Annotated in this window: 24 protein-coding genes; 17 read left to right on the plus strand and 7 right to left on the minus strand. The window is 71.4% G+C overall.

All coding sequences use genetic code 11. The features are described 5' to 3' along the window. The first annotated feature begins 222 nt into the window (after window positions 1-222). From ACF09J_RS02610 to ACF09J_RS02660, 11 genes are all read left to right on the plus strand, one after another. Complete coding sequence (locus tag ACF09J_RS02610; protein ID WP_392303529.1) at window positions 223-891, plus strand: GntR family transcriptional regulator; 669 nt, start codon at window positions 223-225, stop codon at window positions 889-891. After that, window positions 888-1,796, plus strand: coding sequence for a dihydrodipicolinate synthase family protein (locus tag ACF09J_RS02615; RefSeq protein WP_392303530.1), 909 nt, complete (start codon window positions 888-890; stop codon window positions 1,794-1,796). The genes ACF09J_RS02610 and ACF09J_RS02615 overlap by 4 nt, the downstream gene beginning before the upstream one ends. Next, a complete protein-coding gene (gene araD / locus ACF09J_RS02620; RefSeq protein ID WP_392303531.1) occupies window positions 1,793-3,532 on the plus strand; it encodes an L-arabinonate dehydratase in 1,740 nt (579 codons plus the stop codon). The genes ACF09J_RS02615 and araD overlap by 4 nt, the downstream gene beginning before the upstream one ends. Window positions 3,533-3,663: 131 nt before the next feature. After that, the gene (locus ACF09J_RS02625) at window positions 3,664-4,596 is read left to right on the plus strand and encodes a carbohydrate ABC transporter permease (protein ID WP_392303532.1); all 933 of its coding nucleotides are present in this window, start codon (window positions 3,664-3,666) and stop codon (window positions 4,594-4,596) included. Then, window positions 4,593-5,477: a carbohydrate ABC transporter permease gene (locus ACF09J_RS02630; RefSeq protein WP_392303533.1), complete on the plus strand. Its 885-nt coding sequence runs from the start codon at window positions 4,593-4,595 to the stop codon at window positions 5,475-5,477. The genes ACF09J_RS02625 and ACF09J_RS02630 overlap by 4 nt, the downstream gene beginning before the upstream one ends. Next, window positions 5,474-6,631 (plus strand): Gfo/Idh/MocA family protein, encoded by a 1,158-nt coding sequence (locus ACF09J_RS02635; protein ID WP_392303534.1) that lies wholly within the window; start codon window positions 5,474-5,476, stop codon window positions 6,629-6,631. The genes ACF09J_RS02630 and ACF09J_RS02635 overlap by 4 nt, the downstream gene beginning before the upstream one ends. Further along, the gene (locus tag ACF09J_RS02640) at window positions 6,628-7,467 is read left to right on the plus strand and encodes a PmoA family protein (RefSeq protein ID WP_392303535.1); all 840 of its coding nucleotides are present in this window, start codon (window positions 6,628-6,630) and stop codon (window positions 7,465-7,467) included. The genes ACF09J_RS02635 and ACF09J_RS02640 overlap by 4 nt, the downstream gene beginning before the upstream one ends. A gap of 212 nt (window positions 7,468-7,679) precedes the next feature. Further along, window positions 7,680-9,020: an ABC transporter substrate-binding protein gene (locus ACF09J_RS02645; RefSeq protein WP_392303536.1), complete on the plus strand. Its 1,341-nt coding sequence runs from the start codon at window positions 7,680-7,682 to the stop codon at window positions 9,018-9,020. Window positions 9,021-9,153: 133 nt separating this feature from the next. Continuing rightward, window positions 9,154-10,470 (plus strand): polysaccharide lyase family 1 protein, encoded by a 1,317-nt coding sequence (locus ACF09J_RS02650; RefSeq protein WP_392303537.1) that lies wholly within the window; start codon window positions 9,154-9,156, stop codon window positions 10,468-10,470. An 82-nt stretch (window positions 10,471-10,552) separates the two neighbouring features. Continuing rightward, window positions 10,553-11,704 (plus strand): pectinesterase family protein, encoded by a 1,152-nt coding sequence (locus ACF09J_RS02655; protein WP_392303538.1) that lies wholly within the window; start codon window positions 10,553-10,555, stop codon window positions 11,702-11,704. A 130-nt stretch (window positions 11,705-11,834) separates the two neighbouring features. Beyond that, window positions 11,835-12,632 (plus strand): HAD family acid phosphatase, encoded by a 798-nt coding sequence (locus tag ACF09J_RS02660; RefSeq protein ID WP_392303539.1) that lies wholly within the window; start codon window positions 11,835-11,837, stop codon window positions 12,630-12,632. A 63-nt stretch (window positions 12,633-12,695) separates the two neighbouring features. Here the strand turns inward: ACF09J_RS02660 and ACF09J_RS02665 are convergent, their stop codons facing one another. Both ACF09J_RS02665 and ACF09J_RS02670 read right to left on the minus strand, forming a co-directional pair. Beyond that, on the minus strand, window positions 12,696-13,175 hold the full coding sequence (locus ACF09J_RS02665; protein ID WP_392303540.1) for a GNAT family N-acetyltransferase: 480 nt from the start codon (window positions 13,173-13,175) through the stop codon (window positions 12,696-12,698). 3 nt (window positions 13,176-13,178) lie between these two features. Beyond that, window positions 13,179-13,952: an IclR family transcriptional regulator gene (locus ACF09J_RS02670; protein WP_392303541.1), complete on the minus strand. Its 774-nt coding sequence runs from the start codon at window positions 13,950-13,952 to the stop codon at window positions 13,179-13,181. A 166-nt stretch (window positions 13,953-14,118) separates the two neighbouring features. On the opposite strand from ACF09J_RS02670, the gene ACF09J_RS02675 reads away from it, so the two are divergent. The 4 genes from ACF09J_RS02675 to ACF09J_RS02690 all read left to right on the plus strand — a co-directional run bounded on the left by ACF09J_RS02675 (window position 14,119) and on the right by ACF09J_RS02690 (window position 18,162). Further along, the gene (locus ACF09J_RS02675; RefSeq protein ID WP_392303542.1) at window positions 14,119-15,645 is read left to right on the plus strand and encodes an aldehyde dehydrogenase (NADP(+)); all 1,527 of its coding nucleotides are present in this window, start codon (window positions 14,119-14,121) and stop codon (window positions 15,643-15,645) included. 54 nt (window positions 15,646-15,699) lie between these two features. Next, window positions 15,700-16,203, plus strand: coding sequence for a GNAT family N-acetyltransferase (locus tag ACF09J_RS02680; protein ID WP_392303543.1), 504 nt, complete (start codon window positions 15,700-15,702; stop codon window positions 16,201-16,203). Window positions 16,204-16,282: 79 nt separating this feature from the next. Then, window positions 16,283-17,005: a DsbA family oxidoreductase gene (locus ACF09J_RS02685; RefSeq protein ID WP_392303544.1), complete on the plus strand. Its 723-nt coding sequence runs from the start codon at window positions 16,283-16,285 to the stop codon at window positions 17,003-17,005. A 107-nt stretch (window positions 17,006-17,112) separates the two neighbouring features. Continuing rightward, window positions 17,113-18,162, plus strand: coding sequence for an aminotransferase class V-fold PLP-dependent enzyme (locus ACF09J_RS02690; protein WP_392303545.1), 1,050 nt, complete (start codon window positions 17,113-17,115; stop codon window positions 18,160-18,162). Window positions 18,163-18,252: 90 nt separating this feature from the next. Here ACF09J_RS02690 and thpD read toward each other — a convergent pair whose 3' ends face one another. From thpD to ACF09J_RS02715, 5 genes are all read right to left on the minus strand, one after another. After that, complete coding sequence (gene thpD / locus ACF09J_RS02695; protein WP_392303643.1) at window positions 18,253-19,140, minus strand: ectoine hydroxylase; 888 nt, start codon at window positions 19,138-19,140, stop codon at window positions 18,253-18,255. An 8-nt stretch (window positions 19,141-19,148) separates the two neighbouring features. Further along, window positions 19,149-19,553 (minus strand): ectoine synthase, encoded by a 405-nt coding sequence (locus ACF09J_RS02700; RefSeq protein ID WP_392303546.1) that lies wholly within the window; start codon window positions 19,551-19,553, stop codon window positions 19,149-19,151. A 68-nt stretch (window positions 19,554-19,621) separates the two neighbouring features. Beyond that, entirely contained in the window at window positions 19,622-20,893 is a 1,272-nt protein-coding gene (ectB, locus tag ACF09J_RS02705; protein WP_392303547.1) for a diaminobutyrate--2-oxoglutarate transaminase, read from the minus strand. A gap of 79 nt (window positions 20,894-20,972) precedes the next feature. After that, on the minus strand, window positions 20,973-21,512 hold the full coding sequence (gene ectA, locus ACF09J_RS02710; RefSeq protein WP_392303548.1) for a diaminobutyrate acetyltransferase: 540 nt from the start codon (window positions 21,510-21,512) through the stop codon (window positions 20,973-20,975). A gap of 393 nt (window positions 21,513-21,905) precedes the next feature. Next, a complete protein-coding gene (locus tag ACF09J_RS02715; RefSeq protein ID WP_392303549.1) occupies window positions 21,906-23,009 on the minus strand; it encodes a pyridoxal-phosphate-dependent aminotransferase family protein in 1,104 nt (367 codons plus the stop codon). Window positions 23,010-23,136: 127 nt separating this feature from the next. Between ACF09J_RS02715 and ACF09J_RS02720 the strand changes: the two genes are divergently transcribed. Together ACF09J_RS02720 and ACF09J_RS02725 are read left to right on the plus strand one after the other, a co-directional pair. Next, on the plus strand, window positions 23,137-24,234 hold the full coding sequence (locus ACF09J_RS02720) for an amidohydrolase family protein (protein WP_392303550.1): 1,098 nt from the start codon (window positions 23,137-23,139) through the stop codon (window positions 24,232-24,234). Between the two features lie 248 nt (window positions 24,235-24,482). Then, a complete protein-coding gene (locus ACF09J_RS02725; protein ID WP_392303551.1) occupies window positions 24,483-25,463 on the plus strand; it encodes an SCO1860 family LAETG-anchored protein in 981 nt (326 codons plus the stop codon). Window positions 25,464-25,495 lie beyond the last annotated feature (32 nt).

The following is a 25,495-nucleotide window of genomic DNA, read 5'->3' on the forward strand; positions in this document are numbered from 1 at the left end:
AGAGCGAGCCCGAACACGAGCAGCACTTCCCGGAGTTGCGGCGGCACACGGCCCGTGGCCGGCGTCCGGCGGATTTTCCTGTGCCGGAGGCATTGACGAAACCCCGAGCCCCTCTTACCTTCATCGCGTCGTACTTCGTACGTCATATATGAGACGCGATACGCGAGATCAGAAACTCGCGATCCGAGCCGTGATGTGATCGACGAGATCCGAGAGGCGCGCATGACCTCTGTGCCCACGCCGATCCCCTCCCGCACGCAGGTCGTGCTGGAGGGGATCAAACACCGCATCCTCACCGGGCGGCTGACGCCCGGTCAGGCCCTGGTCGAGACCGAACTCGCCGCTCACTTCGGGGTGTCCAAGACCCCGGTGCGCGAGGCGCTGAAGACCCTGGCCGGCACCGGACTGGTCGTGATGAACCAGTACAAGGGCGTCACGGTGCGCGAGGTGGACGCGGACATGGCACGCGAGGTCTACGACGTGCGGCTGCTCCTCGAACCGGAGGCACTGAGGCGCTCGGTGTGCCGCGGCGCCTCCCTGGACGCCGCCCGCGACGCGCTGAAGCGGGCCGACGAGGCCGCGGACACCGCCGAACGCTCCCTCGCCAACCGCGAGTTCCACCGCGCCCTCTACCTGCCCTGCGGCAACCCGCTGCTCGGCCGGTTGCTCGACGAGGTCCGCGACCAGGCCGCCCTCGTCTCCGCCGTCGCCTGGTCCGCCGACCCCTCCTGGGACCGGGAGGCCACCGAGCACCGGGACATCCTGCGGCTCGCCCTGGAGGGCGACGCCGACGGCGCGGCCCGCGCCCTCCACGCTCACATCGCGTCGTTCGTGCAACGAGCCTTCCCCTCAGCGGAGTCGAAGGCCCAGGGAGAGGATGGTCAGGCATGACAACGGCGTTCGAGACCCAGCGGGCGGCCCTGGCCGACGTGGTGGCGATCCCGGTGACCCCGTTCACCGAGGACGGCGGCGTCGACGGCGCCACCTACCGGGCCCTGCTGCGCCGTCTGCTCGACGGCGGCATCACGACCCTGACGCCCAACGGCAACACCGGCGAGTTCTACGCCCTCACCCCCGAGGAGCGGCAGCAGGTCACCGAGATGACCGTCGAGGAGGCCGGGGACCGGGCGAGCATCCTGGTCGGCGTCGGCCACGACGTGCCCACCGCGATCGCCTCCGCCCGGCAGGCCCGCGAACTGGGCGCGCAGATGGTCATGGTCCACCAGCCCGTGCACCCCTACGTCTCCCAGGCCGGCTGGGTCGACTACCACCGCGCGATCGCCGAGGCCGTGCCCGAGCTGGGCGTCGTCCCCTACATCCGCAACGCCCAGCTGCCCGGCGCCCGCCTGGCCGAACTCGCCGACGTCTGCCCGAACGTCATCGGCGTCAAGTACGCCGTCCCGGACGCCACCCGCTTCGGCGCCTTCGCCCGGGACGCCGGCCTGGACAGGTTCGTGTGGGTCGCCGGCCTCGCCGAGCCCTACGCCCCCTCCTACTTCTCCGCCGGCGCCACCGGCTTCACCTCCGGCCTGGTCAACGTCGCCCCGGCCGTCTCCGTCAGCATGCTCCGGGCGCTCAGGGACGGCGACTACCCGGCCGCGATGAAGGTCTGGGAGCGGATCCGCCGCTTCGAGGAGCTGCGCGCGGCCAACGGGTCGGCGAACAACGTCACCGTCGTCAAGGAGGCCCTCGCCGCGCTCGGCCTGTGCCGCCGGGACGTGCGCCCGCCGAGCAAGCCGCTGCCGGAGAGCGAACGCGCCGAGGTCGCCGCCATCGCCGCGGGGTGGGGGATATGAGCACCCGGCCGGACGAGAGGCGCCCGGAGGACCTGCGCAGCCACCAGTGGTACGGCACCGACGGCCTGCGCTCCTTCAGCCACCGCGCCCGCACCCGCCAGCTCGGCTACCTGCCCGAGGAGCACCTGGGCAAGCCGGTCGTCGCGATCCTCAACACCTGGTCCGACATCAACCCCTGCCACGTCCACCTGCGCGACCGCGCCCAGGCGGTCAAGCGCGGGGTGTGGCAGGCGGGCGGCTTCCCGCTGGAGTTCCCGGTCTCCACGCTCAGCGAGACCTTCCAGAAGCCGACCCCGATGCTCTACCGCAACATGCTCGCCATGGAGACCGAGGAGCTGCTGCGCTCCTACCCGGTCGACGGCGCGGTCCTGATGGGCGGCTGCGACAAGTCCACCCCCGCCCTCCTGATGGGCGCCGCGAGCGTCGACCTGCCCACCGTCTTCGTGCCCGCAGGGCCCATGCTGCCCGGCCACTGGCGCAGCGAAGTCCTCGGCTCGGGCACCGACATGTGGAAGTACTGGGACGACAAGCGTGCCGGGCTGATCGGCGACTGCGAGATGGCCGAGCTGGAGAGCGGTCTGGCCCGCTCGCCCGGCCACTGCATGACCATGGGCACGGCCTCCACGCTGACCGCCGCCGCCGAGGCCCTCGGCGTGACCGTCCCCGGCGCCTCCAGCATCCCGGCCGTGGACTCCGGGCACGACCGGATGGCGGCGAGAGCGGGCCTCACGATCGTCGAACTGGTCCGCAAGGACCGGAGACTGAGCGAGATCCTGACCCGCGAGGCGTTCGAGGACGCGGTCACCACCGTCCTCGGGCTCGGCGGCTCCACCAACGCCGTGATCCACCTGATCGCCATGGCGGGCCGCGCGGGCGTCCGGCTCACCCTCGACGACTTCGACCGCATCGCCCGCACCGTGCCCGTCCTCGCCGACGTCCGCCCCGGCGGACAGAAGTACCTCATGGAGGACTTCCACTTCGCCGGCGGCCTGCCCGGCTTCCTCTCCCGCATCCCGGACCTGCTCCACCTGGACCGGCCGACGGTGTCGTACGACACCCTGCGCGAACAGATCGACGGCGCGCGGGTGCACGACGACGACGTGATCCGGCCCCGGGACAACCCGGTCGCGGACGAGGGCGGCGTGGCGGTGCTGCGCGGCAACCTCTGCCCGGACGGCGCCGTCATCAAGCACATCGCCGCCGAACCGCACCTGCTCGAGCACACCGGGCCCGCCGTCGTCTTCGACGACTACCGGACCATGCAGCGCACCATCAACGATCCCTCGCTCGGCATCACCGCCGACAGCGTGCTCGTGCTGCGCGGCTCCGGCCCCAAGGGCGGACCCGGAATGCCCGAGTACGGCATGCTGCCGATCCCCGACCACCTGCTCAAGCAGGGCGTACGGGACATGGTCCGGATCTCCGACGCCCGCATGAGCGGCACGAGTTACGGCGCCTGCGTGCTGCACGTCGCCCCCGAGAGCCATGTCGGCGGACCACTGGCGCTGGTGCGCACGGGCGACCTGATCACCCTCGACGTCGAGGCCCGCAGCCTGCGGCTCCACGTGGACGACGAGGAGCTGGAGCGCCGCAGGGCCGAGTGGACACCGCCGCCCGCACGGTACGAGCGCGGCTACGGCGCCCTGTACTCCGAACAGATCACCCAGGCCGACACCGGCTGCGACTTCGAGTTCCTGGCCCGGCCCGGAAAGGTGCCGGACCCGTACGCCGGGTAGCCGGCAACGCCCGGGAGCGGGAGACAACTGCTCCACCCCCCTGCCCACTTGGCCGAAGCGCTTCACCCACGTGTACGTAGCAAGCGCTTCCTATGGTCGCTGAACTGCCCCACTGCGAACGGAGAACAGTCATGGCCCAAGCCGCAGCCGTGGCGAAACCGCCCGCGCCACCCCGGCGGCGCCGTGCCTCCGCCACGCCGCGCAGGCTTCCGTACCTGCTGATCGCCCCGGCCGCCCTGCTCATGCTGGGCTTCATCGCCTACCCGGTGCTCAGCGTCTTCTACTACAGCCTGCAGAACTACAACCCCACCAAGCCGTGGCGGAACGGATACGCGGGCTTCGACAACTTCGTCCACGCCTTCACCCAGGACCCGCAGTTCTGGGACACGCTGATCTTCAGCGCCAAGTGGGTGGTCGTCGAGGTCGGGCTGCAACTGCTCTTCGGACTCGCCCTCGCCCTGATCGTCAACCAGACCTTCGTGGGCCGCGGGCTCGGCCGGGCCCTGGTGTTCTCCCCGTGGGCCGTCTCCGGCGTGCTCACCTCCGCGATCTGGGTGCTGCTCTACAACTCCCAGACGGGCATCACCCGTTACCTCGCCGACATGGGCATCGGCTCCTACGGCACGAGTTGGCTGTCCGACACCTCGACGGTGTTCCCGGCGGCGGTGGTCGCCGACCTCTGGCGCGGGGTGCCCTTCTTCGCCATCCTCATCCTCGCCGACCTCCAGTCCGTCTCCAGGGACCTGTACGAGGCCGCCGAGGTCGACGGGGCGAGCCGGCTCAAGCAGTTCTGGCACATCACCCTGCCCCATCTGAAGGACGCCATCGTCCTGTCCACGCTGCTGCGCGCGGTGTGGGAGTTCAACAACGTCGACCTGCTCTACACCCTCACCGGCGGCGGACCGGCGGGCGAGACCACCACCCTGCCGCTCTACATCGCCAACACCAGCGTCGACGCCCACAACTTCGGCTACGCGTCCGCCCTGACCACGGTGGCGTTCGTCATTCTGCTCTTCTGCTCGATCGTCTATCTGCGGCTGAGCAAGTTCGGAGGTGAGAAGTGATCACCGAGATCGCGCCCGCGCCCGAGCGCGCGGTGTCCGAACCGGCCCGGCCGCGCGGCAGGCGCCGTGCCTGGGACGAGGTCCCGCGCCGGCACATCTATCTGCCGCTGGCCGTGTACCTGCTCTTCACGCTGATCCCCTTCTACTGGATCCTGCTGTTCGCGCTGCGCCCGGCCGGCTCCACCTCGCTCGTGCCCTGGCCGATGACCTTCGACCACTTCGAGAAGGTGTGGACCGAGCGGAGCTTCGGTCTCTACTTCCAGAACAGCGTGCTGGTCGGCGTCGCGACCCTGGTCCTCACCACGGTCGTCGCCCTGGCCGGCGGCTACGCGCTCGCCCGCTTCGACTTCCGGCTCAAGCGCGGCTTCATGCTCGCCCTGCTCTGCTCGCAGTTCGTGCCCGGTGCGCTGCTGCTCGTACCGCTCTTCCAGATCTTCGCCAAGCTGTCGATGATCAACTCGCTGGGCAGCGTCATCATCGCCGAGACGGTCTTCCAGCTCCCGTTGTCGATGATCCTGATCAGCGGCTTCATCAAGAACGTGCCTCCGTCCCTGGAGGAGGCCGCCTGGGTGGACGGCTGCAACCGCTTCTCGGCCTTCCGGATCGTCGTCCTGCCGCTGCTGAGGCCCGGGCTGATCGCTGTCGGCTCCTTCGCCTTCGTGCACGCCTGGAACCACTTCCTGTTCGCGCTGATGTTCCTCTCCGACCAGAGCAAGCAGACCATCCCGGTCGGCCTCAACACCCTGATGAGCGCGGACAGCGTCGACCTGGGCGCGCTGGCCGCGGGCGGCATCGTCGCCGCCGTGCCCGTGGTGATCGTGTTCGCCTTCATCCAGAAGTGGCTGATCACCGGCTTCAGCGCGGGGGCGGTGAAGGGATGACGGCCACCACCCCGCCCCTGCCGGTCGTGCTCGCCGGGGCCCGCGGTCACGGCCGCTGGCACCTGGACAACATCCGCCGGCTCCAGGACCGGGGCCTCGTACGGCTCGTGGGGATCTGTGAACTGACCCCGCTGAGCGAGGACGAGATCCCCGACGGGCTCGGCACACCGGCGCAGTCCGCCGACTTCGGCGCCCTGCTGGACGCCACCGGCGCCCGGATCGCGGTGATCTGCACGCCCATCCCGACCCACACCGACCTGGCGCTCACCGCCGCCGGGCGGGGCGTCCACCTCCTGCTGGAGAAGCCGCCCGCGCCCTCGTACGCGGAGTTCCGCCGCATGGCCGACGGGGTCGCCGAGGCCGGGGTCGCCTGCCAGATCGGCTTCCAGGCGCTGGGTTCGCACGCGATGCCCGCGATCCGGGAACTGGTCGCCGAGGGCCTGATCGGGACGGTCACCGGGGTCGGCGCGGCAGGCGCCTGGGCGCGCGACGAGGCCTACTACCGGCGGGCGCCCTGGGCGGGCAGGCGCCGCCTGAACGGCGTCGACGTGGTCGACGGGGTGCTCACCAACCCCCTCGCCCACGCCGTGTCCACCTCGCTCGCCCTGCTCGGCGCCACCCGCGCCGAGGACGTCACTGGCATCGAGACCGAGCTGTGGCGGGCCAACGCCATCGAGGCCGACGACACCTCCTGCGTCCGCGTCACCACCGCGCACGGCCGGGCCGCCGTCGCGGCCACCCTGTGCGCCGAGCGTCCCGACGACCCGTACGTCATGGTGCACGGCAGCAGCGGCCGGATCACCTTCTGGTACAAGCAGGACCGGGTGCTGCTGCAACGGGCGGGCCACGGTCCCGAGGAGTTCGAGTACGGCCGCACCGACCTGCTGGAGAACCTGGTCGACCACCTGACCGGCGGGGCGGAACTGCTGGTCCCGCCCGCGTCCACGGGCGCCTTCATGCGGGTCGTCGAGGCGGTCCGCACCGCCCCCGACCCCGCCGAGCTGCGGGCCCGTTCCTGGCGGCGCGCGGCCGGCGAGGACCGCCGGGTCGTGCCCGGCGTCGACGGGCTCGTCGCGGCCGTCGCCGACACCCTCTCCCTGTACTCCGAACTGGACGTCGACTGGACGTCGCCGAAGGAGGTGAGCGTGGGATGACGGACTCCCCGGTCCTGCGCGTGGCGGGCCGCCCGGTCGCGCGCTGCGTCACCCGGCCCGAGCTGCCCGACCGGCTCTCCCCGCGCCCGTATCTGCACCCCGTCACCACCCTGGCCGGCACGGCGGTCACCGAACTGGGCCCCGCCGACCACCTCCACCACCTCGGCGTCGGTGTCGCCGTTCCCGACGTCGAGGGGCACAACTTCTGGGGCGGGCGCACCTTCGTGCGCGACCTTGGCCCGACCGAGCTGGACAACCACGGCGCCCAGCGGCACACCGGCTTCCCGCTGCGCGAGGCCGACCGGTTCACGGAGGAGCTGCGCTGGGTGGCCGCGGGCCGTGAACTGCTGCGCGAGCACCGCACCGTCACGGCCACCGGACTCACCGCCACCGCCTGGGCCCTGGACTTCGCCTTCGCCCTCACCAACGTCACCCCGCAGGAGCTGTCGATCGGCAGCCCCGCCACCAACGGGCGCCCGGGCGCGGCCTACGGCGGCTTCTTCTGGCGGGCCCGCAAGGAGGAGCGGCCCCCGCTCGTCCTCACCTCCGACGGGGAGGGCGAGGCGGACGCCCACGGCACCCGCGCCGACTGGGTGGCGCTGGTCGGCAGCACCTGGACGCTGGTGTTCGCCGGCGCCACCGACGCCACCCGCGAGGACGCCTGGTTCGTGCGGGCCGCGGAGTACCCGGGGGTGGGCTCGTCGCTGGCGGCGGAGCGGCGGCTCGTGATCGAGCCGGGCGGGACCGTCCTGCGCCGGGTCGTCACCGTCGTCGCCGACGGACGGCTCGGCCGGGACGAGGCCGGGGAGCTGGCCCGCCGGGCGGTCCCGTCATGAGGTTCCCCATGAGGACGTCCATCAGGACATCCAGCAGGACGCCCATGAGGGCACCACTCGCCCCCACCGTGCTGTGACCACCCGTAGCCGTCAGTCGGGAGCCGCCGTGGCACGCCCTTCGAGTAAGCGCTTACCGGAGAGTTCCCCCACGTCCCGAGACCCAAGCACCGTGCTCCACCTCCGAGTTGGATCCAGAAGAAGAGAGCCGATCAATGAAGATCAACATCCGTAGAAGCAGGCGCGCCGCCGTCGCCGTCGTCCTGGGTTCCGCGCTCGCGCTGACCGCCACCGCGTGCGGTGACGACGGCAGCGGTTCCGGGAAGGGCAAGGGGGCCGAGGGCTCCGGCAAGGGCGAGATCACCTTCTGGGACAACAACGGCGGTGTCCGCACCGACGTCTGGAAGCAGATCATCGCGGACTTCGAGAAGAAGTACCCGGACATCAAGGTCAACTACGTCGGCATCCCGGCCGCGAGCGCCCAGTCCAAGTTCGACACCGCCATCCAGGGCGGCGGTCTGCCGGACGTCGGCGGTGTGGGCACCGCGATGCTCGCCGAGATCGCCGCCCAGGGCGCGCTGGAGCCGCTGGACGGCCGGCTGGCCAAGAGCGAGCTGAACGGCAAGCTCAGCGAGAACGTGCTTGGCGTCAGCAAGGCGGCGGGCGGCGGCGACACCCTGTACCACGTGCCGACCTCGGTGAACAACGGCACGCTGTGGTACCGCACCGACCTGTTCAAGAAGGCGGGCCTGGACGCGCCCACCACCTGGGGCAAGTTCTACGAGGCCGCGGACAAGCTCACGAACAAGGGCAAGAACGAGTTCGGCTTCACCTTCCGCGGCGGCGAGGGCTCCATCGCGCCGGCCCTGGACGCGGTGTACGGGCAGAGCGGCATCACCTCGTTCTGGGACGGCGACAAGACCACCGTCAACGATCCGAAGAACGTGGCGGCGCTGGAGAAGTACGTCGCGCTGTACAAGAAGGACACCCCGTCCGCCGACGTCAACAACGACTTCACCAAGATGGTCGCCCAGTGGGACAGCGGCACCATCGGCATGCTGAGCCACAACCTGGGCTCGTACCAGGACCACCTGAAGGCCCTCGGCAAGGACAAGTTCCGCGGCGTCCCGAACCCCACGCTGGACGACGGCACCCGCGTGCAGGTGTCCAACCCGGTGGACGGTCTGGGCCTGTTCAAGGCGAGCAAGAACAAGGCGGCCGCCTGGAAGTTCATCGAGTTCGCCGCCTCGGCCGCGGAGAACTCCAAGTTCAACGAGTCCGCCGGGCAGGTGCCCACCAACGTCGACGCCGCCAAGGACGACTGGATCCAGCAGGCCGAGCCGACGAAGCTGGCGGCCGAGGCGCTGAACGGGACCGACACGAAGATCGTGCAGCTGCCGTACTACCTGCCCGACTGGAACACCATCTCCAAGGCCGACAACGAGCCGAACTTCCAGAAGGTGCTGCTCGGCAAGATGACCGCCAAGCAGTTCCTGGACACGCTGGCCGACCAGCTCGACAAGGCGCAGGCCGAGTGGAAGCAGAACCAGGGCTGACGCCGGTCGGCGCAACGAAGGCGGACGGTCCGGGGGCCCGAGGTCGCATCCGGACCGCGGACCGTCCGTGGCTGGGCGCGCGGTTCCCCGCGCCCCTTCTCGCCCAACCCCCCGTGGAAAGAGGATTCGTACAGTGCGTACTTCGAAGTGTCATGCACGCGTCATCACGGCAACCGTGTGCGCGGCGCTGGTGCTCGCCGTCACCGGCACCACGTCCGCCGCCGCGGCCCCCGGCACCGACGACCCCGCCCGCCAGGTGCTCGGCGCCAAGGACGGCTGGGGCTCGTACGGCACCGGCACCACCGGTGGCGCCAAGGCCGACGCCGCTCACACCTACACCGTCACCACCTGGGACGGCTTCAAGGCCGCGCTCGCCGCGGGCGGCAGTGCGCCGAAGATCATCAAGGTCAAGGGCATGGTCGACGCCGACGGCCCGAGCTGCTCCGCCTTCGAGGTGCCCGGCTACGACTTCGGCGCCTACCTGGAGACCTACGCCCCGGAGACCTGGGGGCGCGACCGGAACCTCGACGGCGAGTCCGACGACAGCCCCGAGGGGCTGCGCCGCGCCTCCGCCGCCCTGCAGGACAAGTACATCAAGGCGAACATCCCCGCCAACACCACCATCATCGGCGTCGGCAAGGGCGCCGGGTTCAAGGGCGCCAGCCTCCAGATCAAGAACGTGGACAACGTCATCGTCCGCAACCTCACCCTGGAGAGCCCGCTGGACTGCTTCCCGCAGTGGGACCCCACCGACACCGCCGACGGCAACTGGAACTCCGAGTACGACAGCGCGGTGGTCACCGGCTCCACCCATGTGTGGATGGACCACAACACGTTCACCGACGGGGAGCACCCCAACAGCAGCCTGCCGTACTACTACGGCCGGATCTTCGAGCAGCACGACGGTGAGCTGGACATCGTCAAGGGCGCCGACTACGTGACGGTCTCCTGGAACGTCTTCGAGGACCACGACAAGACCATCCTCATCGGCAACAGCGACAGCGCGTCCACCGCCGCGATCGACCGGGGCCACCTGAAGGTGACCCTGCACCACAACCTGTTCAGGAACCTCGTCGAGCGGGCCCCGCGCGTCCGCTTCGGGCAGGTCGACTCCTACAACAACCACTACGTGGCCGAGGCCGGCTACGGCTACAGCCTCGGCATCGGCATGGAGTCCCAACTCGTCGCCGAGCACAACGCGTTCACGCTGGCGCGCGGGATCGGCGCGGGCCGGATCCTGAAGAAGTGGAAGGACTCGCCGGTCACCGAGTCCCACAACTACGTCAACGGCAGGCTCACCGACCTGATCGCCGTGCACAACGTCCAGGTGCCCGACGAGACCCTCCAGCGCGGCGGGGACTGGACCCCGGCCCTGCGCACCCGGATCGACAACCCGAAGGCGCTGCCCGGGATCGTCGACCACCAGGCTGGCGCCGGCCGTCTGCGCTGACGCCCCCCGGCGGGCCGGGGCGCACCCTCCGCCCCGGCCCGCCACCGCAGTCGACCCGACCGCCCAGCGAAGGAGCACCCGTATGCCCTCGCCCCACCTCCGTCCGTCCCTGCCGTCGCCGCCCGGAAAGGGGCTGACCAGAAGGGGACTCCTGCTCACCGGTGCCGCCGCCGGCGTCGCGCTCGGCGCGGCCGCCCCGCCCGCATGGGCCGCCGCCCGGCCGCACCCGTTCGGCCGCCACGGCTCACCGGCCGCCCGCCGCACCCCGCGCACCCTCTACGTCGACCCGCACGGACGTGGCGACTTCACCCGGGTGCAGGCCGCGGTGGACGCGGCCGCCGGCGGCGGCTGGACCCTGGTCCTCGGGCCGGGCACCTACCGGGAGACCGTCTCCGTGGACACCACCCGCACGGACATGACCTGGATCGGCGCCACGGGCGACGCCCGCGACGTGGTGATCGTGTACGACAACGCGGCCGGCACGCCCAGGCCCGACGGCAGCACCTACGGCACCAGCGGATCGGCCACCACGACCGTCCAGGCGGACGGCTTCACCGCCCACCGGATCACGTTCGCCAACGACTGGCTGCGCGCGGACCACCCCGGCGTCACCGGCACCCAGGCCGTCGCCCTCAAGGCGCAGGGCGACCGCTCGGCGTTCTGGCGCTGCCGCTTCCTCGGCCACCAGGACACCCTGTACGCCGACACCAGGTCCCTGTCCGCCTTCGCCCGCCAGTACTACGCCCACTGCCACGTCGAGGGCGACGTCGACTTCGTCTTCGGCCGGGCGACCGCGGTGTTCGAGCACTGCCGCTTCCGGGCGCTGGACCGCACCGACCTGGCGGCGCCACCGTACGGCTTCGTCTTCGCGCCCTCCACCGCGGGCGCCAACCCGCGCGGCTACCTGGTCACGCACGGCCGTGTCACCAGCCGGGCACCGGACGGCGGCTACAAGCTCGCCCGCCCCTGGGTCCCCAGCTCGGACACGACCGCCCGGCCGATGCTGACCGTCCGTGACACCTGGCTCGGCGCAGGCGTGGACGAGGCTGTGCCATACACCAATATGTCGGACATGTACCCCTGGCAGGACCAGCGTTTCGCCGAGTACCGCAACTCCGGGCCCGGCGCGCGGATCACCGTCCCGGCCAACCGCCCCCAGCTCACCCGGGCCGAGGCCCGGACGGCGACCCGGGAGGCGTACCTCGGCGACTGGACTCCGTGGCGGGAGCGCTGACGGTGCGTGACCGGACGAGGTGAACGGCGGGTGGCGCAGGCGAATTGTCGGTCACGTCAGATATCGATAGGGCAAAAGGTGCCCCGCACGGTCTCGCGCTTCCGAGGGTGACGCGCGTAGAAAACGACTCATGCACAAGCCACTGCGTATCGCGGCCCTCGCCGCCACCTGCGCCCTCACCGGTGCCGTGATCTACGGCGCCGGTGCGGCCACGGCCGGCCAGTCGACCGCCAACTCCACCCGCGAGCCCTACAACATCGGGCTCCTCACCCAGGACATCGACACCTACTACGGCACCAAGCTCGACAGCAACGGTGTCTACCAGGCGTCCCCGGACAGCCAGTACGCCAAGGACCTCGCGGCCGTCGACGCCGAGGCCAGGAAGTGGATCGACAAGGCGGCGGACAAGGCGGGCCACAAGGGCCAGAAGAAGCCGGCCGTCGTCTTCGACATCGACGACACGCTGCTGCTCAGCCTGGACTACGAGAAGAAGAACAGCTACGGCTACAACAGCGCGACCTGGGCGGCCTACGTCAACCGGGCCGACCGTCCGGCCGTCTTCGGCAGCCCCGAACTCGTGCAGTACGCCGCGAAGAAGGGCGTCACCGTCTTCTACAACTCCGGGCTCAGCGAGGCACAGCGCTCCGCCGCCGTGGAGAACCTGAAGAAGGTGGGCGCCGACGTCAACCTCGACGCCGCGCACATGTTCCTCAAGGACGCGGCCAACCCGCCGTCCTACCTGAAGGACTGCGCCACCCCGGGCTCCTGGACCTGCACGACCGTCCAGTACAAGTCCGGCACCCGCAAGCACATCGAGGACCTCGGGTACGACATCGTCGCCAACCTCGGCGACCAGTACTCCGACCTCGACGGCGGCCACGCCGACCACACCTTCAAGCTGCCGAACCCGACCTACTTCGTCAGCTAGTCAAGGCCCGTGCCCCGCCCGCTCCACGAGGCCGGGCGGGGCACGCCCTGTGCGCGCCCGCCGTCATCCGGCGTCGGCCCGCAGCGTCAGCACCACCTCGTCGATCTCCTCGCCGCGCGCCTCGGCGAACCCCCGGGCCCGCGCGGACTCCCGGAAGCCGCACTTGGCGAGCACCCGCAGCGAACCGGCGTTGTCCGCCGCCGCCCGCGCGTACAGCGGGCGTTCGGGGACCTCGGCCAGCAGGGCGCGCAGCGCGGCCGTGGCGACACCCCGGCCCCAGTAGGCGCGGTCCACCCAGTAGGTGACCTCACGCTCGCCCGGTTCGCCGTAGACGGCGGCGCTGCCGACCACGTCACCGTCGAGCAGGACGGCGCGCAGCACCACGGACGAGGCGCGCATCCGGCGCCAGTGCGCCGCGAAGGCCTCGTGGTCGGCCGGGTCCTTCGGGGTGAAGGCGGCCATCCGCAGCGCCTCCGGGTCGTTCATCTGCCGGTAGAACACCGGCAGATCGCTGTCGTGGACCGCGCGGAGCACGACCTCCATGTCTCACAGCCTCCGGGTGGCGAGCGTCAGTCGGTCGCGGGCGTCGAAGAGTGCATCCTTCACCATCTGCTCGTGCGCCGGCGTCAGGCGCGCCACCGGGACCGAACAGCTGACCGCGTCCCGGGCCGGGGTCCGGTACGGGATCGCCACGCCGAAGCAGCGCAGACCCAGGGTGTTCTCCTCGCGGTCGACGGCGTACCCCTGCTCACGGATCCGGCGCAGCTCCTCGATCAGCCGCTCGCGGTCGGTGATGGTGTGCTCGGTCAGCGCGGGCAGCGTCTCCGGGAGCATCTTGCGCACCTGCTCGTCGGTGTACGTGCTCAGCAGCGCCTTGCCCAGCGAGGTGGAGTGCGCGGGCAGGCGGCGGCCGACCCGGGTGAACGGGCGCAGATAGTGCTGCGACTGGCGGGTGGCCAGGTAGACGACGTTCGTACCGTCCAGACGGGCGAGGTGGATCGTCTCGGTGGTGTCGTCGGACAGCCGGTCCAGCGTGGGACGGGCCGCCGCTACCACCTCGTCGCCGTCGATGTAGGAGGTGCCGACGAGCAGCGCCCGCACACCGATGCCGTAGCGCGTGCCGGTGGCGTCGGTCTCCACCCAGCCCAGCTCGACGAGTGTGCGCAACAGCATGTACAGGCTGGACTTGGGATAGCCGACGGCCTCCTGGACCGCGGCCAGCGAGTGCATACCGGGGCTGCCGGCGAAGAACTCGAGCAACTCCACGGTCCGTACCGCGGACTTGACCTGCGCACCGCCGCCTGCGTCGCCTGCCGACATCGCCCTGGACCCCTTCGTTCGACGAGAAGCTGGAGATATAGTCTCCGGCAGAGTATTCACCATCAGAGACAGCGTTCAGCATATCGAACGCGCTGGTGGTGACCCCCATGCGGCCGACCGTAGGGACCGGCCGGATACTGCGGCAAGACATGTGGAGGGATCCGCGGTGGCAGCACCAGTCTGGAGTGTCGACCCCCGTACCGGGAAGCAGCGGGAACAGGTCGCGGTGGAGGCCACGGCGCAGGAGGTGGACGCCGCCGTGCGGGACGCGCACGAGGCGCGCGCGGCGCTCGCCGACCGCGCCGTCCGCGCGGCCTTCCTGCGCTCCGCCGCCGACCGGCTCGAAGGAGCCCGGGACCGGCTCGTCGAGGCCGCCGATGCCGAGACCGCGCTCGGACCGGTCCGGCTCACCGGCGAACTCGCCCGCACCTGCTACCAGTTGCGGGCCTTCGCGGGCATCGTCGACGAGGGCGCCTTCCTCGATGTGATCATCAACCACCCCGACGCCGACGCGGCCCCGCCCATCCCGGACCTGCGCCGCTACAAGGTGCCGCTCGGGGTCGTCGCCGTCTACTCCGCCTCCAACTTCCCCTTCGCCTTCTCGGTCGCCGGCGGCGACACCGCGAGCGCGCTCGCCGCGGGCTGCCCCGTCGTCGTCAAGGCCCACCCCGACCACCCGGCCCTGTCCGAACTGGTCGCCAGGGTGCTGCGCGGGGCAGCCGCGCACCACGGCGTCCCCGAGACCGTCATCGGTCTCGTCCACGGCTTCGAGGCGGGAGTCGAGCTCGTCCGGCACCCGCTGGTCGCGGCCGCCGGATTCACCGGTTCCGTACGCGGCGGCCGGGCCCTGTTCGACGCGGCGGCCGCGCGGCCCGCGCCGATTCCGTTCCACGGCGAACTGGGGTCGCTCAACCCCGTTCTCGTCACCGAGGCGGCGGCCGCCGAACGGGCCGAGACCATCGGGTCCGGGCTCGCCGGTTCGATGACGATGGGCGTCGGGCAGTTCTGCGTGAAGCCCGGACTGGTCCTCGTGCCGTCCGGAGCCGCGGGCGACGGACTGGTCAAGTCGCTCACCGACGCCGTCAGCGACACCGACCCGGGCGTCCTGCTCGATCACCGGATGCGCGACAACTTCCTCGCCGGCGTCGCCGAGCGCTGCGCACTGCCCGGAGTCGAGTCGCCGGTGACCGCGGGCGCGGGCGGCGAGCACTCGGTCAGCGCGGGCTTCCTGACCGTCCCGGCCGAGAAGCTCACCGCGCAGGGGGAGCACGACCTGCTCCTCGAGGAGTGCTTCGGACCGGTCACCGTGGTGGCCCGCTACGACGACGAGGCCGAGGCCGAGGCCGTCCTGTCGCGGCTGCCCGGCAACCTCAGCGCGACCGTGCACCTGTCCACCGAGGAGGCGGCCGGCCAGGGACGCGGCGCCGAACTGCTCGCCCGGCTGACCCCGCTCGCCGGACGCGTGCTCGTCAACGGCTGGCCGACCGGCGTCGCCGTGGCCGCAGCCCAGCACCACGGCGGCCCCTACCCCGCGACGACCTCGACGTCCACCTCCGTGGGCGGTACGGCGATCGAGCGGTGGATGCGTCCGGTGGCGTACCAGAACGCCCCGGAGGCGCTGCTGCCGCCCGAACTGCGCGACGACAACCCGCTCGGGCTGCCCCGCCGCTTCAACGGCCGCCTGGAGCGCTGACCCCGCACCGCACCGCACGGAACCGGATCGCCGGGCCTCCGCGTCCTTGCTCGCATGATCGACGACACTGCGCGCGGACGCCTGGTGATCCGTACGGCCGTGCCCTGCGAGGCGGAGGCCGTCGCCGCTCTGATGGTGCGCGCGCGGTCCACGTACTACCCGGACGGCATCCCGGACGCCGACGCCGACTGGACCGCCCGGTGGCGCGAGGCCATCGCGCGCCCCGACGGCCATGTGCTGTGCGCCGTCGGCCAGGGCCGCATCGTCGGCATCGCCTCCTTCCGCACCCCGCCCGAAGGCCCCGCGGACACGGTCGCGCTGCTCCAGTTCCACGTCGAACCCGGCCACTGGCGCTCGGGCATCGGCACGGCGCTGCACGCGGCCTGCGCCGAGCAGTGGCGCGCCGACGGCAGGCGGACGGCCGTCCTGGAGGTGCACACCGGCAACGAGCGGGCGCGGCGCTTCTACGCCCGGCAGGGCTGGACCCCGGATCCTCGGCGGCCGGCCGCCGCGGACGGGCACCATCCGGGGCTGCGCTACACGGTGACCGGGGAATGAAACCCGCTGCTTGAACGTTCACGGACCCGGCGGAGGGCGTCCACCTCCGCGTCCGTACGAGCGGGAGAGAGCCGAGAGCATGCGCGTCGAGATCTGGTCGGACATCGCCTGTCCCTGGTGCTACGTCGGGAAGGCGCGCTTCGAGAAGGCGCTCGCGGCCTTCCCGCACCGGGAGCAGGTAGAGGTGGTGCACCGGTCGTTCGAGCTGGATCCGGGGCGGGCCAAGGACGACGTGCAGCCGGTGCTCGCCATGCTCACCAAGAAGTACGGGATGAGCCAGGCGCAGGCGCACGACGGCGAGGACAACCTGGGGCGGCAGGCCGCCGCCGAGGGCCTCGACTACCGCACCCGGGGCCGGGACCACGGCAGCACCTTCGACATGCACCGCCTGCTGCATCTCGCCAAGGAGCACGGCAGGCAGAGCGAGCTGCTGGACGCCCTGTACCGGGCGAACTTCGCCGAGGAGCGGTCCGTCTTCACCGAGGGGGACGAGCGGCTGGTGGAGCTGGCCGTCGCCGCCGGACTCGACGCCGAGGCCGCCCGGAAGGTGCTCGCCGACCCCGACGCCTACGCAGCCGAGGTCCGCGCCGACGAGCGGGAGGCCGCGCAACTCGGAGCCTCCGGAGTCCCGTTCTTCGTGCTCGACCGGAAGTACGGCGTCTCCGGCGCCCAGCCCGCCGAGGTCTTCACCCAGGCCCTTACCCAGGCATGGGGCGAGCGCTCCCCGCTGACCCTCCTCCAGGGCGGCGACACGGACGGGGACGCCTGCGGCCCCGACGGATGCGCGGTGCCGCGAGACTGAGCGGCGAGGAAGAACCGCAGGTCGCGGCGGATCCATAAGGGATCCTTCGGAGACCTGCGCAGAAACGCGCGATGGACGGGGGCCGCGACGGGCCGCACAGTGGACCCATGGAAACCTTCGAGACCCTCGTCCGCGCCGAGTTCGCCCCGAAGACCACCTATCTGAACAGCGCGTCCCTCGGTCTCCTGCCCGCACGCACGGTGGAGGCCATGGGCACCGCCGTGGCGGCGGCCGCCGCCGGGCAGCCGACCGACATGTTCGCCGACGTCGAGGCCGCCCGCGCCTCCTTCGCCCGGCTGATGAAGGTGCCGGAGCGCCGCGTGGCGGCCGGGGCCTCCGTCGCCGTCTACACCGGGCTGATCGCCGCCGCACTGCCCGAGGGCGCCGAAGTCCTCACCGCGGAGGGCGACTTCAGCTCCGTGGTGAACCCCTTCCACGTCCGCCGGGACCTGAAGGTGCGCAGCGTGCCGCTGGAACGGATCGCCGAGGCGGTCCGGCCGGGCACGGCCCTGGTCGCGGTGAGCGCCGCGCAGTCGGCCGACGGCCGCGTCGCCGACCTGCCCGCCATCCGCGCGGCCGCGCGCGAGCACGGCGCGCGCGTTTACGTCGACGCCTCGCAGGCCGCCGGCTGGCTGGACCTCGACGCGAACGACTACGACTACGTCAGCGCCGTCGCCTTCAAGTGGCTGCTGTGCCCGCGGGGCGTGGCCTTCCTGGCCGTGCCCGACGACCTCGGCGGCCTGAACCCGCTGTTCGCGGGCTGGGTGGCGGGGGAGCGGCCCTGGGACAGCTGCTACGGCCCCGTCGAGGAACTCGCCCATTCCGCGCGGCGGTTCGACGAGAGTCCCGCCCTCCTCAGCTACACGGGCGCCCGCCGCTCGCTCGAACTCGTCGAGGAACTCGGCGTGTCCGCCGTACGCGCCCACGATCTCGCGCTCGCCGACCGCTTCCGCGCCGGGCTGCGCTCCCTCGGCCACGAACCGGTCCTCGCGCCGGACTCCCCGATCGTCGCCGTGCCCGGACTGGGCGGGCGCCAGGCCGGGCTGAGCGCCAAGGGCATCGAGGTCTCCCAGCGCGCGGGCAGTCTGCGGGCCGCCTTCCACCTCTACAACACGCCCGCCGACGTCGACCGGCTGCTGGACGCGCTGGCCGGCTGAAGCCGCCGCCCGGACACGGACACGGGCCGGGGCCTCCCGTCCCACACAAGGAGGCCCCGGCCCGCACCAGCCGTCTCCGGCCGGTTCGTCTCACCGCACGGGCGTGAAGTCCCGCGCGCCGATGAACTCCGGACGCCGCACCGGCGCCGCGAACGGGTCGACCGCCGTGTTCTCCACGCTGTTGAACACGATGAACACGTTGCTGCGCGGGAACGGCGTGATGTTGTCGCCGGAGCCGTGCATGCAGTTGCAGTCGAACCAGGTCGCCGAACCGGCCTTGCCGGTGAACAGCTTGATGCCGTACTGCCCGGCCAGGGCGGTCAGCGCCTCGTCGGACGGCGTGCCCGCGTCCTGCATCTGCAGCGACTTCTTGTAGTTGTCCTCCGGCGTGGCCCCCGCGCAGCCGAGGAACGTCCGGTGCGACCCCGGCATGATCATGAGGCCGCCGTTGGTGTCGTAGTTCTCGGTCAGCGCGATCGAGACGGACACCGTCCGCATGTTCGGCAGGCCGTCCTCGGCGTGCCAGGTCTCGAAGTCCGAGTGCCAGTAGAAGCCGCTGGCCCCGAAGCCCGGCTTGACGTTGATCCGCGACTGGTGGACGTAGACGTCCGAGCCGAGGATCTGCCGGGCCCGCCCGACGACGCGCTCGTCGCGCACCAGGCCGGCGAACACCTCGCTGATCCGGTGCACCTCGAAGACCGAGCGGATCTCCTTGGACTTCGGCTCCACGACGGCGCGTTCGTCGGCCAGGATCCCCGGATCGCTCACCAGCCGGTCGAGCTCCCGCCGGTAGACGGCGACCTCGTCCTCGGTGATCAGCTGGTCGATGGCGAGGAAGCCGTCGCGCTCGAACGACTGGAGGCCGGCGGAGTCGATCGGTCCGGGCGTGTCCGGGGAGCCCCAGACGACCGGGTCCTGCCGGGGAGTGGTCACCTCGGTGGCACCACGGGTCGGGTAGAGGTCGGTGACGTCGCTCATGGTGGTGCTCACACCTCCTCGGGCTCGGTGAGCAGGGGATAGACGCCGTTCTCGTCGTGGTCCTCCCGGCCCGTGACGGGCGGGTTGAACACGCAGATGCAGCGGAAGTCCTCCTTGACGCGGAGCGTGTGCCGCTCGTGGCCGTCGAGGAGGTACATGGTCCCGGGCGTGATCGTGTACGTCTTCCCGGTCTCGCGGTCGGTCAGCTCCGCCTCGCCCTCGACACAGACGACGGCCTCGATGTGGTTGGCGTACCACATCGACGTCTCCGTGCCCGCGTACAGGACCGTCTCGTGCACGGAGAAGCCGACCTTCTCCTTGGCGAGGACGATGCGCTTGCTCTCCCAGGTACCGGACGCGGCCTTCACATGCCGGTCGGTGCCTTCGATGTCCTTGAACGAACGGACGATCACGGTGCTGCGTGCCTCCTTGCGTGGTTGTTTCCGGTTCTCTGTGGCTCTGTGGCTCTGTGGCTCTGTGGTCAGGCGGTCTCGCGGACCGCGCGGGCGAGGGTGCTCATGCCCTCGTCCAGCTCGTCGGCGGTGATGGTCAGCGCCGGCAGCAGTTTGACGACCTCGCTCTGCGGGCCCGACGTCTCGACCAGCAGCCCGAGGTCGAAGGCGCGCCGCGCGATGCGCCCGGCCCGCTCCGGGTCGTGGAACTCCATGCCCCACACCAGACCCCGGCCCCGGTACTCCTTGACGTCCGTGAGGTTCTCCTCGGTGATCGAGATCAGCCACTGCTCCAGCCGCTCACCGCGGGCGCGGGTCTGCTTCTCCATCGCCGAGCCGTCCGTCCAGTAGGCCTCCAGCGCGGCCGTGGCCGTGACGAACGCCGGGTTGTTGCCGCGGAAGGTGCCGTTGTGCTCGCCCGGTTCCCACACGTCCAGCTCCGGCCGGAACAGGCAGAGCGACATCGGCAGGCCGTAGCCGCTGATGGACTTGGAGACGGTGACGATGTCGGGGACGATCCCGGCCTCCTCGAAGGAGAAGAAGGCCCCGGTGCGCCCGCACCCCATCTGGATGTCGTCGACGATCAGCAGCATGTCCTGCCGCTCGCACAGCTCCTTGAGCGCACGCAGCCACTCGGGCCTGGCGACGTTGATGCCGCCCTCGCCCTGCACCGTCTCGACGATCACGGCGGCCGGCTTGTTCAGACCGGAGCCCTGGTCCTCCAGCAGCCGTTCGAACCACAGGAAGTCCGGGACCTTGCCGTCGAAGTAGTTGTCGAACGGCATGGGCGTGCCGTGCACGAGCGGGATGCCGGCGCCGGCCCGCTTGAAGGCGTTCCCGGTGACGGCCAGGGACCCCAGCGACATGCCGTGGAAGGCGTTCGTGAACGACACGATCGCCTCGCGGCCCTTGACCTTGCGGGCCAGCTTCAGCGCCGACTCCACGGCGTTGGTGCCGGTCGGGCCCGGGAACATCACCTTGTACGGCAGGTCACGGGGGCGCAGGACCAGGTTCTGGAAGGTCTGGAGGAACGTGCGCTTGGCGGTGGTCGACATGTCGAGCCCGTGCGTGACCCCGTCGCGCTCCAGGTAGTCGATCAACGCCCGTTTCAGCACCGGGTTGTTGTGGCCGTAGTTGAGCGAGCCCGCGCCCGCGAAGAAGTCGAGGTACTCGTGGCCGTCCTCGTCGTACATGCGGCTGCCGCGCGCCTGGTCGAAGACGGTCGGCCAGCCACGGCAGTAGCTGCGCACCTCGGACTCCAGGGTCTCGAAGACGCTCAGGTCGGGCTGGGTGATGGTCACGACGAATCGCTCCTCGGTGGGGGGAGTGAAGGGGAGGCGGAGAGATGGCTGGGACCGAAGGCCGGTACGGGCGCCGCGGTCAGAAGGAGAGCGGACCGATCCGGTGGAGGACCTCCGGGTCGTGCGGCCCGTCCGGGAACTGCTCGGCCCCGAACAGGACCTCACGCTCGACCGTGGCGCCGTGCCGGGCGGCGTAGGAGGTGAAGAGCCGCTCGGAGGCGGTGTTGCCCGGGCTGATCGTGGTCTCCAGGGAGGTGAGCCCGCGCTCGGCCGCGACCCGGGCGGTGAGCGCGTCGAGCAGCCGGGCGGCCAGGCCCTGGCCCCGGTGGCCGGCGTCGACGGCCACCTGCCACACGAGCAGGGTGTGCGGACGGTCGGGCCGCACGTACCCGGTCACGAAACCGACCGGCTCCCCGTCGGCGCCGCGTGCCACCGCGGACGTCGCGGCGAAGTCGCGGCACCAGAGGAGATAGCTGTACGAGGAGTTCACATCCAGCGTCCCGGATTCCTTCGCCAGTCGCCAGAGAGCGGCGCCGTCGGCGGGGGATGGACGCTCGATGCGAGGCGCCTCCGGCAATTCTGTGCGGGGGGAATGCAGGTCTGCTTGGGCGGCAGTCATGTGGAATGAACTTACCGAGCAGAATTCAAAAATGCATCGCCCAAGAGCCTTACGTGAACCGGGCGCATGTGTTATCGCGCGGGCGTGGGGTTGCGCGAGGGGGCGACCGTATGGGCGGGTTTGCCCCTTAATTACCGGGCAAAAGGGTCGCGCCTGTGGGGTCCGTCACAGTCGCATAACGCTCCCGGCAGCCTCCGAATTGTGTCGCCGAGCGTTCGGAAAATCTCTGCGTTTAGGCCCGGAGAAACGGGGCAGGAGAGATTGGGTAGGTGCCCAGAATTTAATTACTGAATTCTTTCGCCGATAAGCCCCGAGAGAGATAGCCCCGAGAGATCCGTGAGCCCTGTCCGTCCGATTCCGGAGAATGCGGGCCCGCCGCCCGCGCGCCCGCGCCTATCGCTGCCAGGCATCCGACGCCGCCTGCCGGGCGGCCTCGGCGTCCCCGGTCGCGCCGTGGACGCTCAGAGCGGCGGCCAGAGCCGTCAGGACGGCCTCGACCACGTCCCTGCCGGCGTGAGGCCCGTAGTGGTTGACGCGGATCATCTCCTTGGCGAGCGGGCCGCCGCCCGCGGCCAGCGGGAGGGCGGGGTCGGCCTCCAGGGCGCGGGCGACCAGCTCGGAGGCGTCGACGGCCGCCGGGGCCCGCAGGGTGGTGGCGACCGGAGCCGCCTCCGACGCCTGGTGCACGTACGGCTCCAGGCCCGCGCCGAGGGCCCGCGCACCCGCGCGGGTCGCCGCGGCGGCGCGCTGGTGGCGGTCCATCACCGTGTCCAGGCCGGCCGTCTCGATGCGCTCGAGACACGCCTCCAGGGCCAGCATCTCCAACTGCGCGGGCGCGTGCGGCAGCGCCTTGCGGCCGCCGTCGAGCCAGCGCTCCTTCCAGTCGAGGAGGGACAGGTAGGAGCGGCGCGGTGCGTGCGGGTTCGCCGCCATCCGGGCCCAGGCGCGCTCGCTGACCGACACCGCGGACACCCCGGCCGGGCCGCCCATCGCCTTCTGCGCGCCGATCACGCAGAGGTCCACACCCCACGCGTCCGGCAGCACCGGCTCCGCGCCCACCGAGGCCACGGCGTCCAGGTAGAACAGGGCGCCCTGCTCCGCCACGGCCTCGCCGATCTCCGCGACCGGGTTGGTGTTGCCGGTCGCCGCCTCCGCGTGCACCAGCGACACGAAGTCGATCTCCGGGTGCTCGGCGAGCGCCTCTCTGACCTGGGCCGCCGTGACCGCCGTGTGGTACGGCACGGACAGGTCGTACACCGTCGCGCCGCAGTCGCGCAGCCAGTTGCCGAACGTCTGCCCGTACGGTCCGGTGATCACGTTCAGCGCGGTCGTGCCGGGACCGGCCGTCCCCTTGATCGCGCCCTCCAGCGGCAGCAGCGCCTCGCCCTGCATGATCACGACATCCTGCTCGGTGCCCAGCAGCCGCGCCACCCGGTCCTCGATGGAGGCGAAGCGGTCGGCGCTCAGCGGAGCGAGGTCCAGGAACGGGTGGGTCACGGCGGTGCTCTTTTCGTACGGGCAAGGACGGACGCATCGAGGGTAGTCGGCGGGTCTGCCCCGCTTTCACCCGGCGACCTCGGACCGGGTGGTCCGCCGCGGGCGCGGGCTGATTAGGGTGCGGTGCATGAGCGATGACGCGGTGCTGCACGTGAAGGGTCGGGTGCTCGTCGGCCCGGACGAGGACCAGGTCAGGGACGAGCTGTGGGTGGTCGGCGGCCGGATCTCCTACGACCGTCCCGCCGGCGCCACCGATGTCAGGACCGTCGAGGGCTGGGTGCTGCCCGGCCTGGTCGACGCGCACTGCCACGTCGGCCTCGACGAGCACGGGCCGGTGCCCGACGACGTCTCGGAGAAGCAGGCGCTCACCGACCGCGACGCCGGCACCCTCCTCCTGCGGGACGCGGGCTCGCCCTCCGACACGCGCTGGATCGACGAGCGCGAGGACCTGCCGAAGATCATCCGCGCGGGCCGCCACATCGCCCGCACCCGCCGCTACATCCGCAACTACGCCTGGGAGATCGAGCCGGAGGACCTGGTCGCGTACGTCGTCCAGGAGGCCGGGCGCGGCGACGGCTGGGTCAAGCTGGTCGGCGACTGGATCGACCGCGACCTCGGCGACCTGTCGGCCTGCTGGCCGCGCGACGCGGTCGAGGCGGCGATAACGGAGGCCCACCGACTCGGCGCGCGCGTGACGGCCCACTGCTTCGCGGAGGACTCCCTGCGCGACCTGGTCGAGGCGGGCATCGACTGCATCGAGCACGCCACGGGCCTGACCGAGGACCTGATCCCGCTGTTCGCCGAACGCGGCGTCGCGATCGTCCCCACCCTCGTCAACATCGCCACCTTCCCCCGCCTCGCCGACGGCGGCGAGACCAAGTTCCCGCGCTGGTCTGCCCACATGCGCCGGCTGCACGAACGCCGCTACGACACCGTCCGGGCCGCCTACGACGCCGGCATCCCGGTCTACGTCGGCACCGACGCCGGCGGCTCCCTGCCCCACGGCCTGGCGGCGGCCGAGGTGGCCGAACTGGTCACGGCCGGCATCCCGCCGCTCGAAGCCCTCTCGGCGACGACCTGGGCCGCCCGGACCTGGCTGGGCCGCCCCGGCCTGTACGAGGGCGCCGCCGCCGACCTCGTGGTCTACGACGAGGACCCGCGAGCGGACGTACGGGTGCTGGCGGCACCGCGGCGGGTGGTCGTCAACGGCCGGGTGGCCGTCTGAGGGCCCGGCCCCGGGTGAGGCCGTCGAGGTGGGGGTGCGCGCTCCGGCGCGGGCGCTCGTGCGGTGACCTGTGCGCTCGCACGGAGGAGGGGCACGCGAGGGACGCGTGGGAACGTTCGTGCCGGAAGAATCGAATGAATGGCCGGAAACCCCACGAAGGGGTGAAGTAACGCAGGATTGCTGACCATTCACTCTCAGTGCGTAATCCTTTCGGGGTCCCAAGCATTCCTTTCTGGGGGTCCCACACCTTGAACGGCAACAACTTCCGCATGTCCGCCCGTCGTTGCGCCACCATCGCCGCGGCCACCGTGCTGGCCGCCGGGCCGGCGACGCTGGTCGGCGCGGGATCCGCGCACGCGACCGGCGGGCAGGAGGGCCACGCGAGCGCCTCCGTCCTGCGCACCGGGCTGGACGTGTCCCTGCTCAACAAGACGGTGAACGTCCCACTCGCGGTCTCCCTCAACGAGGTCGAGGCGCCGCGGAGCGCGCGGCAGACCGCACTGACCGCGCGGCTCGACGGCGTGGACGGCGGGAAGCCCTTCAGCGTGATCCGCGCGGACGTGGCGAAGACCGACGCGACCGTATCCGCGGACAAGGCGGAGGGCGTCGTCGAACTGGCCCACGCCCGCGTCCACGTCCCCGGCCTGCCCCTGCTGTCCCTGATCGAGGTCGACCAGGTCACGTCCAGGGCGACCTGCGAGACCGGCGAGGCTCCCGTCGCGAGCAGCAACGTCCTGGGCTCCGTGAAGGTGCTCGGCAAGAAGGTGACGCTGAGCGCCGGCGGCACGACCGACGTCCGCGTTCCCGGCGTCGGCGACGTCCGCCTCGACCTGTCGAAGCGGGAGACCACCTCCAGCACGGCCGCGGCGACGGCCCTGGAGCTCAAGGTCTCCGTCAATCCGCTCAAGCTGAACGTGGCCGAGGTGGAGGGCACGGTCACCCTCGCCAAGGCGACGTGCGAGTCCCCGACGGCACCGGAGAAGGCCGCCCCGCCCGCCGGCCAGGGCGGCGACGACAAGCCCCAGGGCGCCGAGGACAAGCCCGGGAGCGACGACGTGAAGCCCCAGGACGCCGCCGACGTGAAGCCGCAGACCGTCTCCGAGAAGAAGACCGTCGACCTGGCGGAGACGGGCGGCAGCTCCCTCACGCCGTACCTGGCGGCCGGCTCCGCCGTCCTGCTGGCGGCCGGGGGAGGCGCGCTGGCCGTGGCACGACGGCGCCGCGGCTGACGGCCGGGCCCACGCGGGCCGGCCGGCGAGTC

Source organism: Streptomyces sp. NPDC014889 (genome assembly GCF_043081205.1).
Classification (GTDB): domain Bacteria; phylum Actinomycetota; class Actinomycetes; order Streptomycetales; family Streptomycetaceae; genus Streptomyces.

Coding starts and splice junctions, on each gene's coding strand:
- ACF09J_RS02655 (WP_392303538.1), top strand. CDS start 10,553: ATGCCCTCGCCCCACCTCCGTCCGTCCCTGCCGTCGCCGCCCGGAAAG.
- ACF09J_RS02615 (WP_392303530.1), top strand. CDS start 888: ATGACAACGGCGTTCGAGACCCAGCGGGCGGCCCTGGCCGACGTGGTG.
- araD (WP_392303531.1), top strand. CDS start 1,793: ATGAGCACCCGGCCGGACGAGAGGCGCCCGGAGGACCTGCGCAGCCAC.
- ACF09J_RS02665 (WP_392303540.1), bottom strand. CDS start 13,175: ATGGAGGTCGTGCTCCGCGCGGTCCACGACAGCGATCTGCCGGTGTTC.
- thpD (WP_392303643.1), bottom strand. CDS start 19,140: ATGAGCGACGTCACCGACCTCTACCCGACCCGTGGTGCCACCGAGGTG.
- ACF09J_RS02685 (WP_392303544.1), top strand. CDS start 16,283: ATGCGCGTCGAGATCTGGTCGGACATCGCCTGTCCCTGGTGCTACGTC.
- ACF09J_RS02670 (WP_392303541.1), bottom strand. CDS start 13,952: ATGTCGGCAGGCGACGCAGGCGGCGGTGCGCAGGTCAAGTCCGCGGTA.
- ACF09J_RS02645 (WP_392303536.1), top strand. CDS start 7,680: ATGAAGATCAACATCCGTAGAAGCAGGCGCGCCGCCGTCGCCGTCGTC.
- ACF09J_RS02680 (WP_392303543.1), top strand. CDS start 15,700: ATGATCGACGACACTGCGCGCGGACGCCTGGTGATCCGTACGGCCGTG.
- ACF09J_RS02660 (WP_392303539.1), top strand. CDS start 11,835: ATGCACAAGCCACTGCGTATCGCGGCCCTCGCCGCCACCTGCGCCCTC.
- ACF09J_RS02635 (WP_392303534.1), top strand. CDS start 5,474: ATGACGGCCACCACCCCGCCCCTGCCGGTCGTGCTCGCCGGGGCCCGC.
- ACF09J_RS02720 (WP_392303550.1), top strand. CDS start 23,137: ATGAGCGATGACGCGGTGCTGCACGTGAAGGGTCGGGTGCTCGTCGGC.
- ACF09J_RS02690 (WP_392303545.1), top strand. CDS start 17,113: ATGGAAACCTTCGAGACCCTCGTCCGCGCCGAGTTCGCCCCGAAGACC.
- ACF09J_RS02625 (WP_392303532.1), top strand. CDS start 3,664: ATGGCCCAAGCCGCAGCCGTGGCGAAACCGCCCGCGCCACCCCGGCGG.
- ACF09J_RS02610 (WP_392303529.1), top strand. CDS start 223: ATGACCTCTGTGCCCACGCCGATCCCCTCCCGCACGCAGGTCGTGCTG.
- ectA (WP_392303548.1), bottom strand. CDS start 21,512: ATGACTGCCGCCCAAGCAGACCTGCATTCCCCCCGCACAGAATTGCCG.
- ACF09J_RS02640 (WP_392303535.1), top strand. CDS start 6,628: ATGACGGACTCCCCGGTCCTGCGCGTGGCGGGCCGCCCGGTCGCGCGC.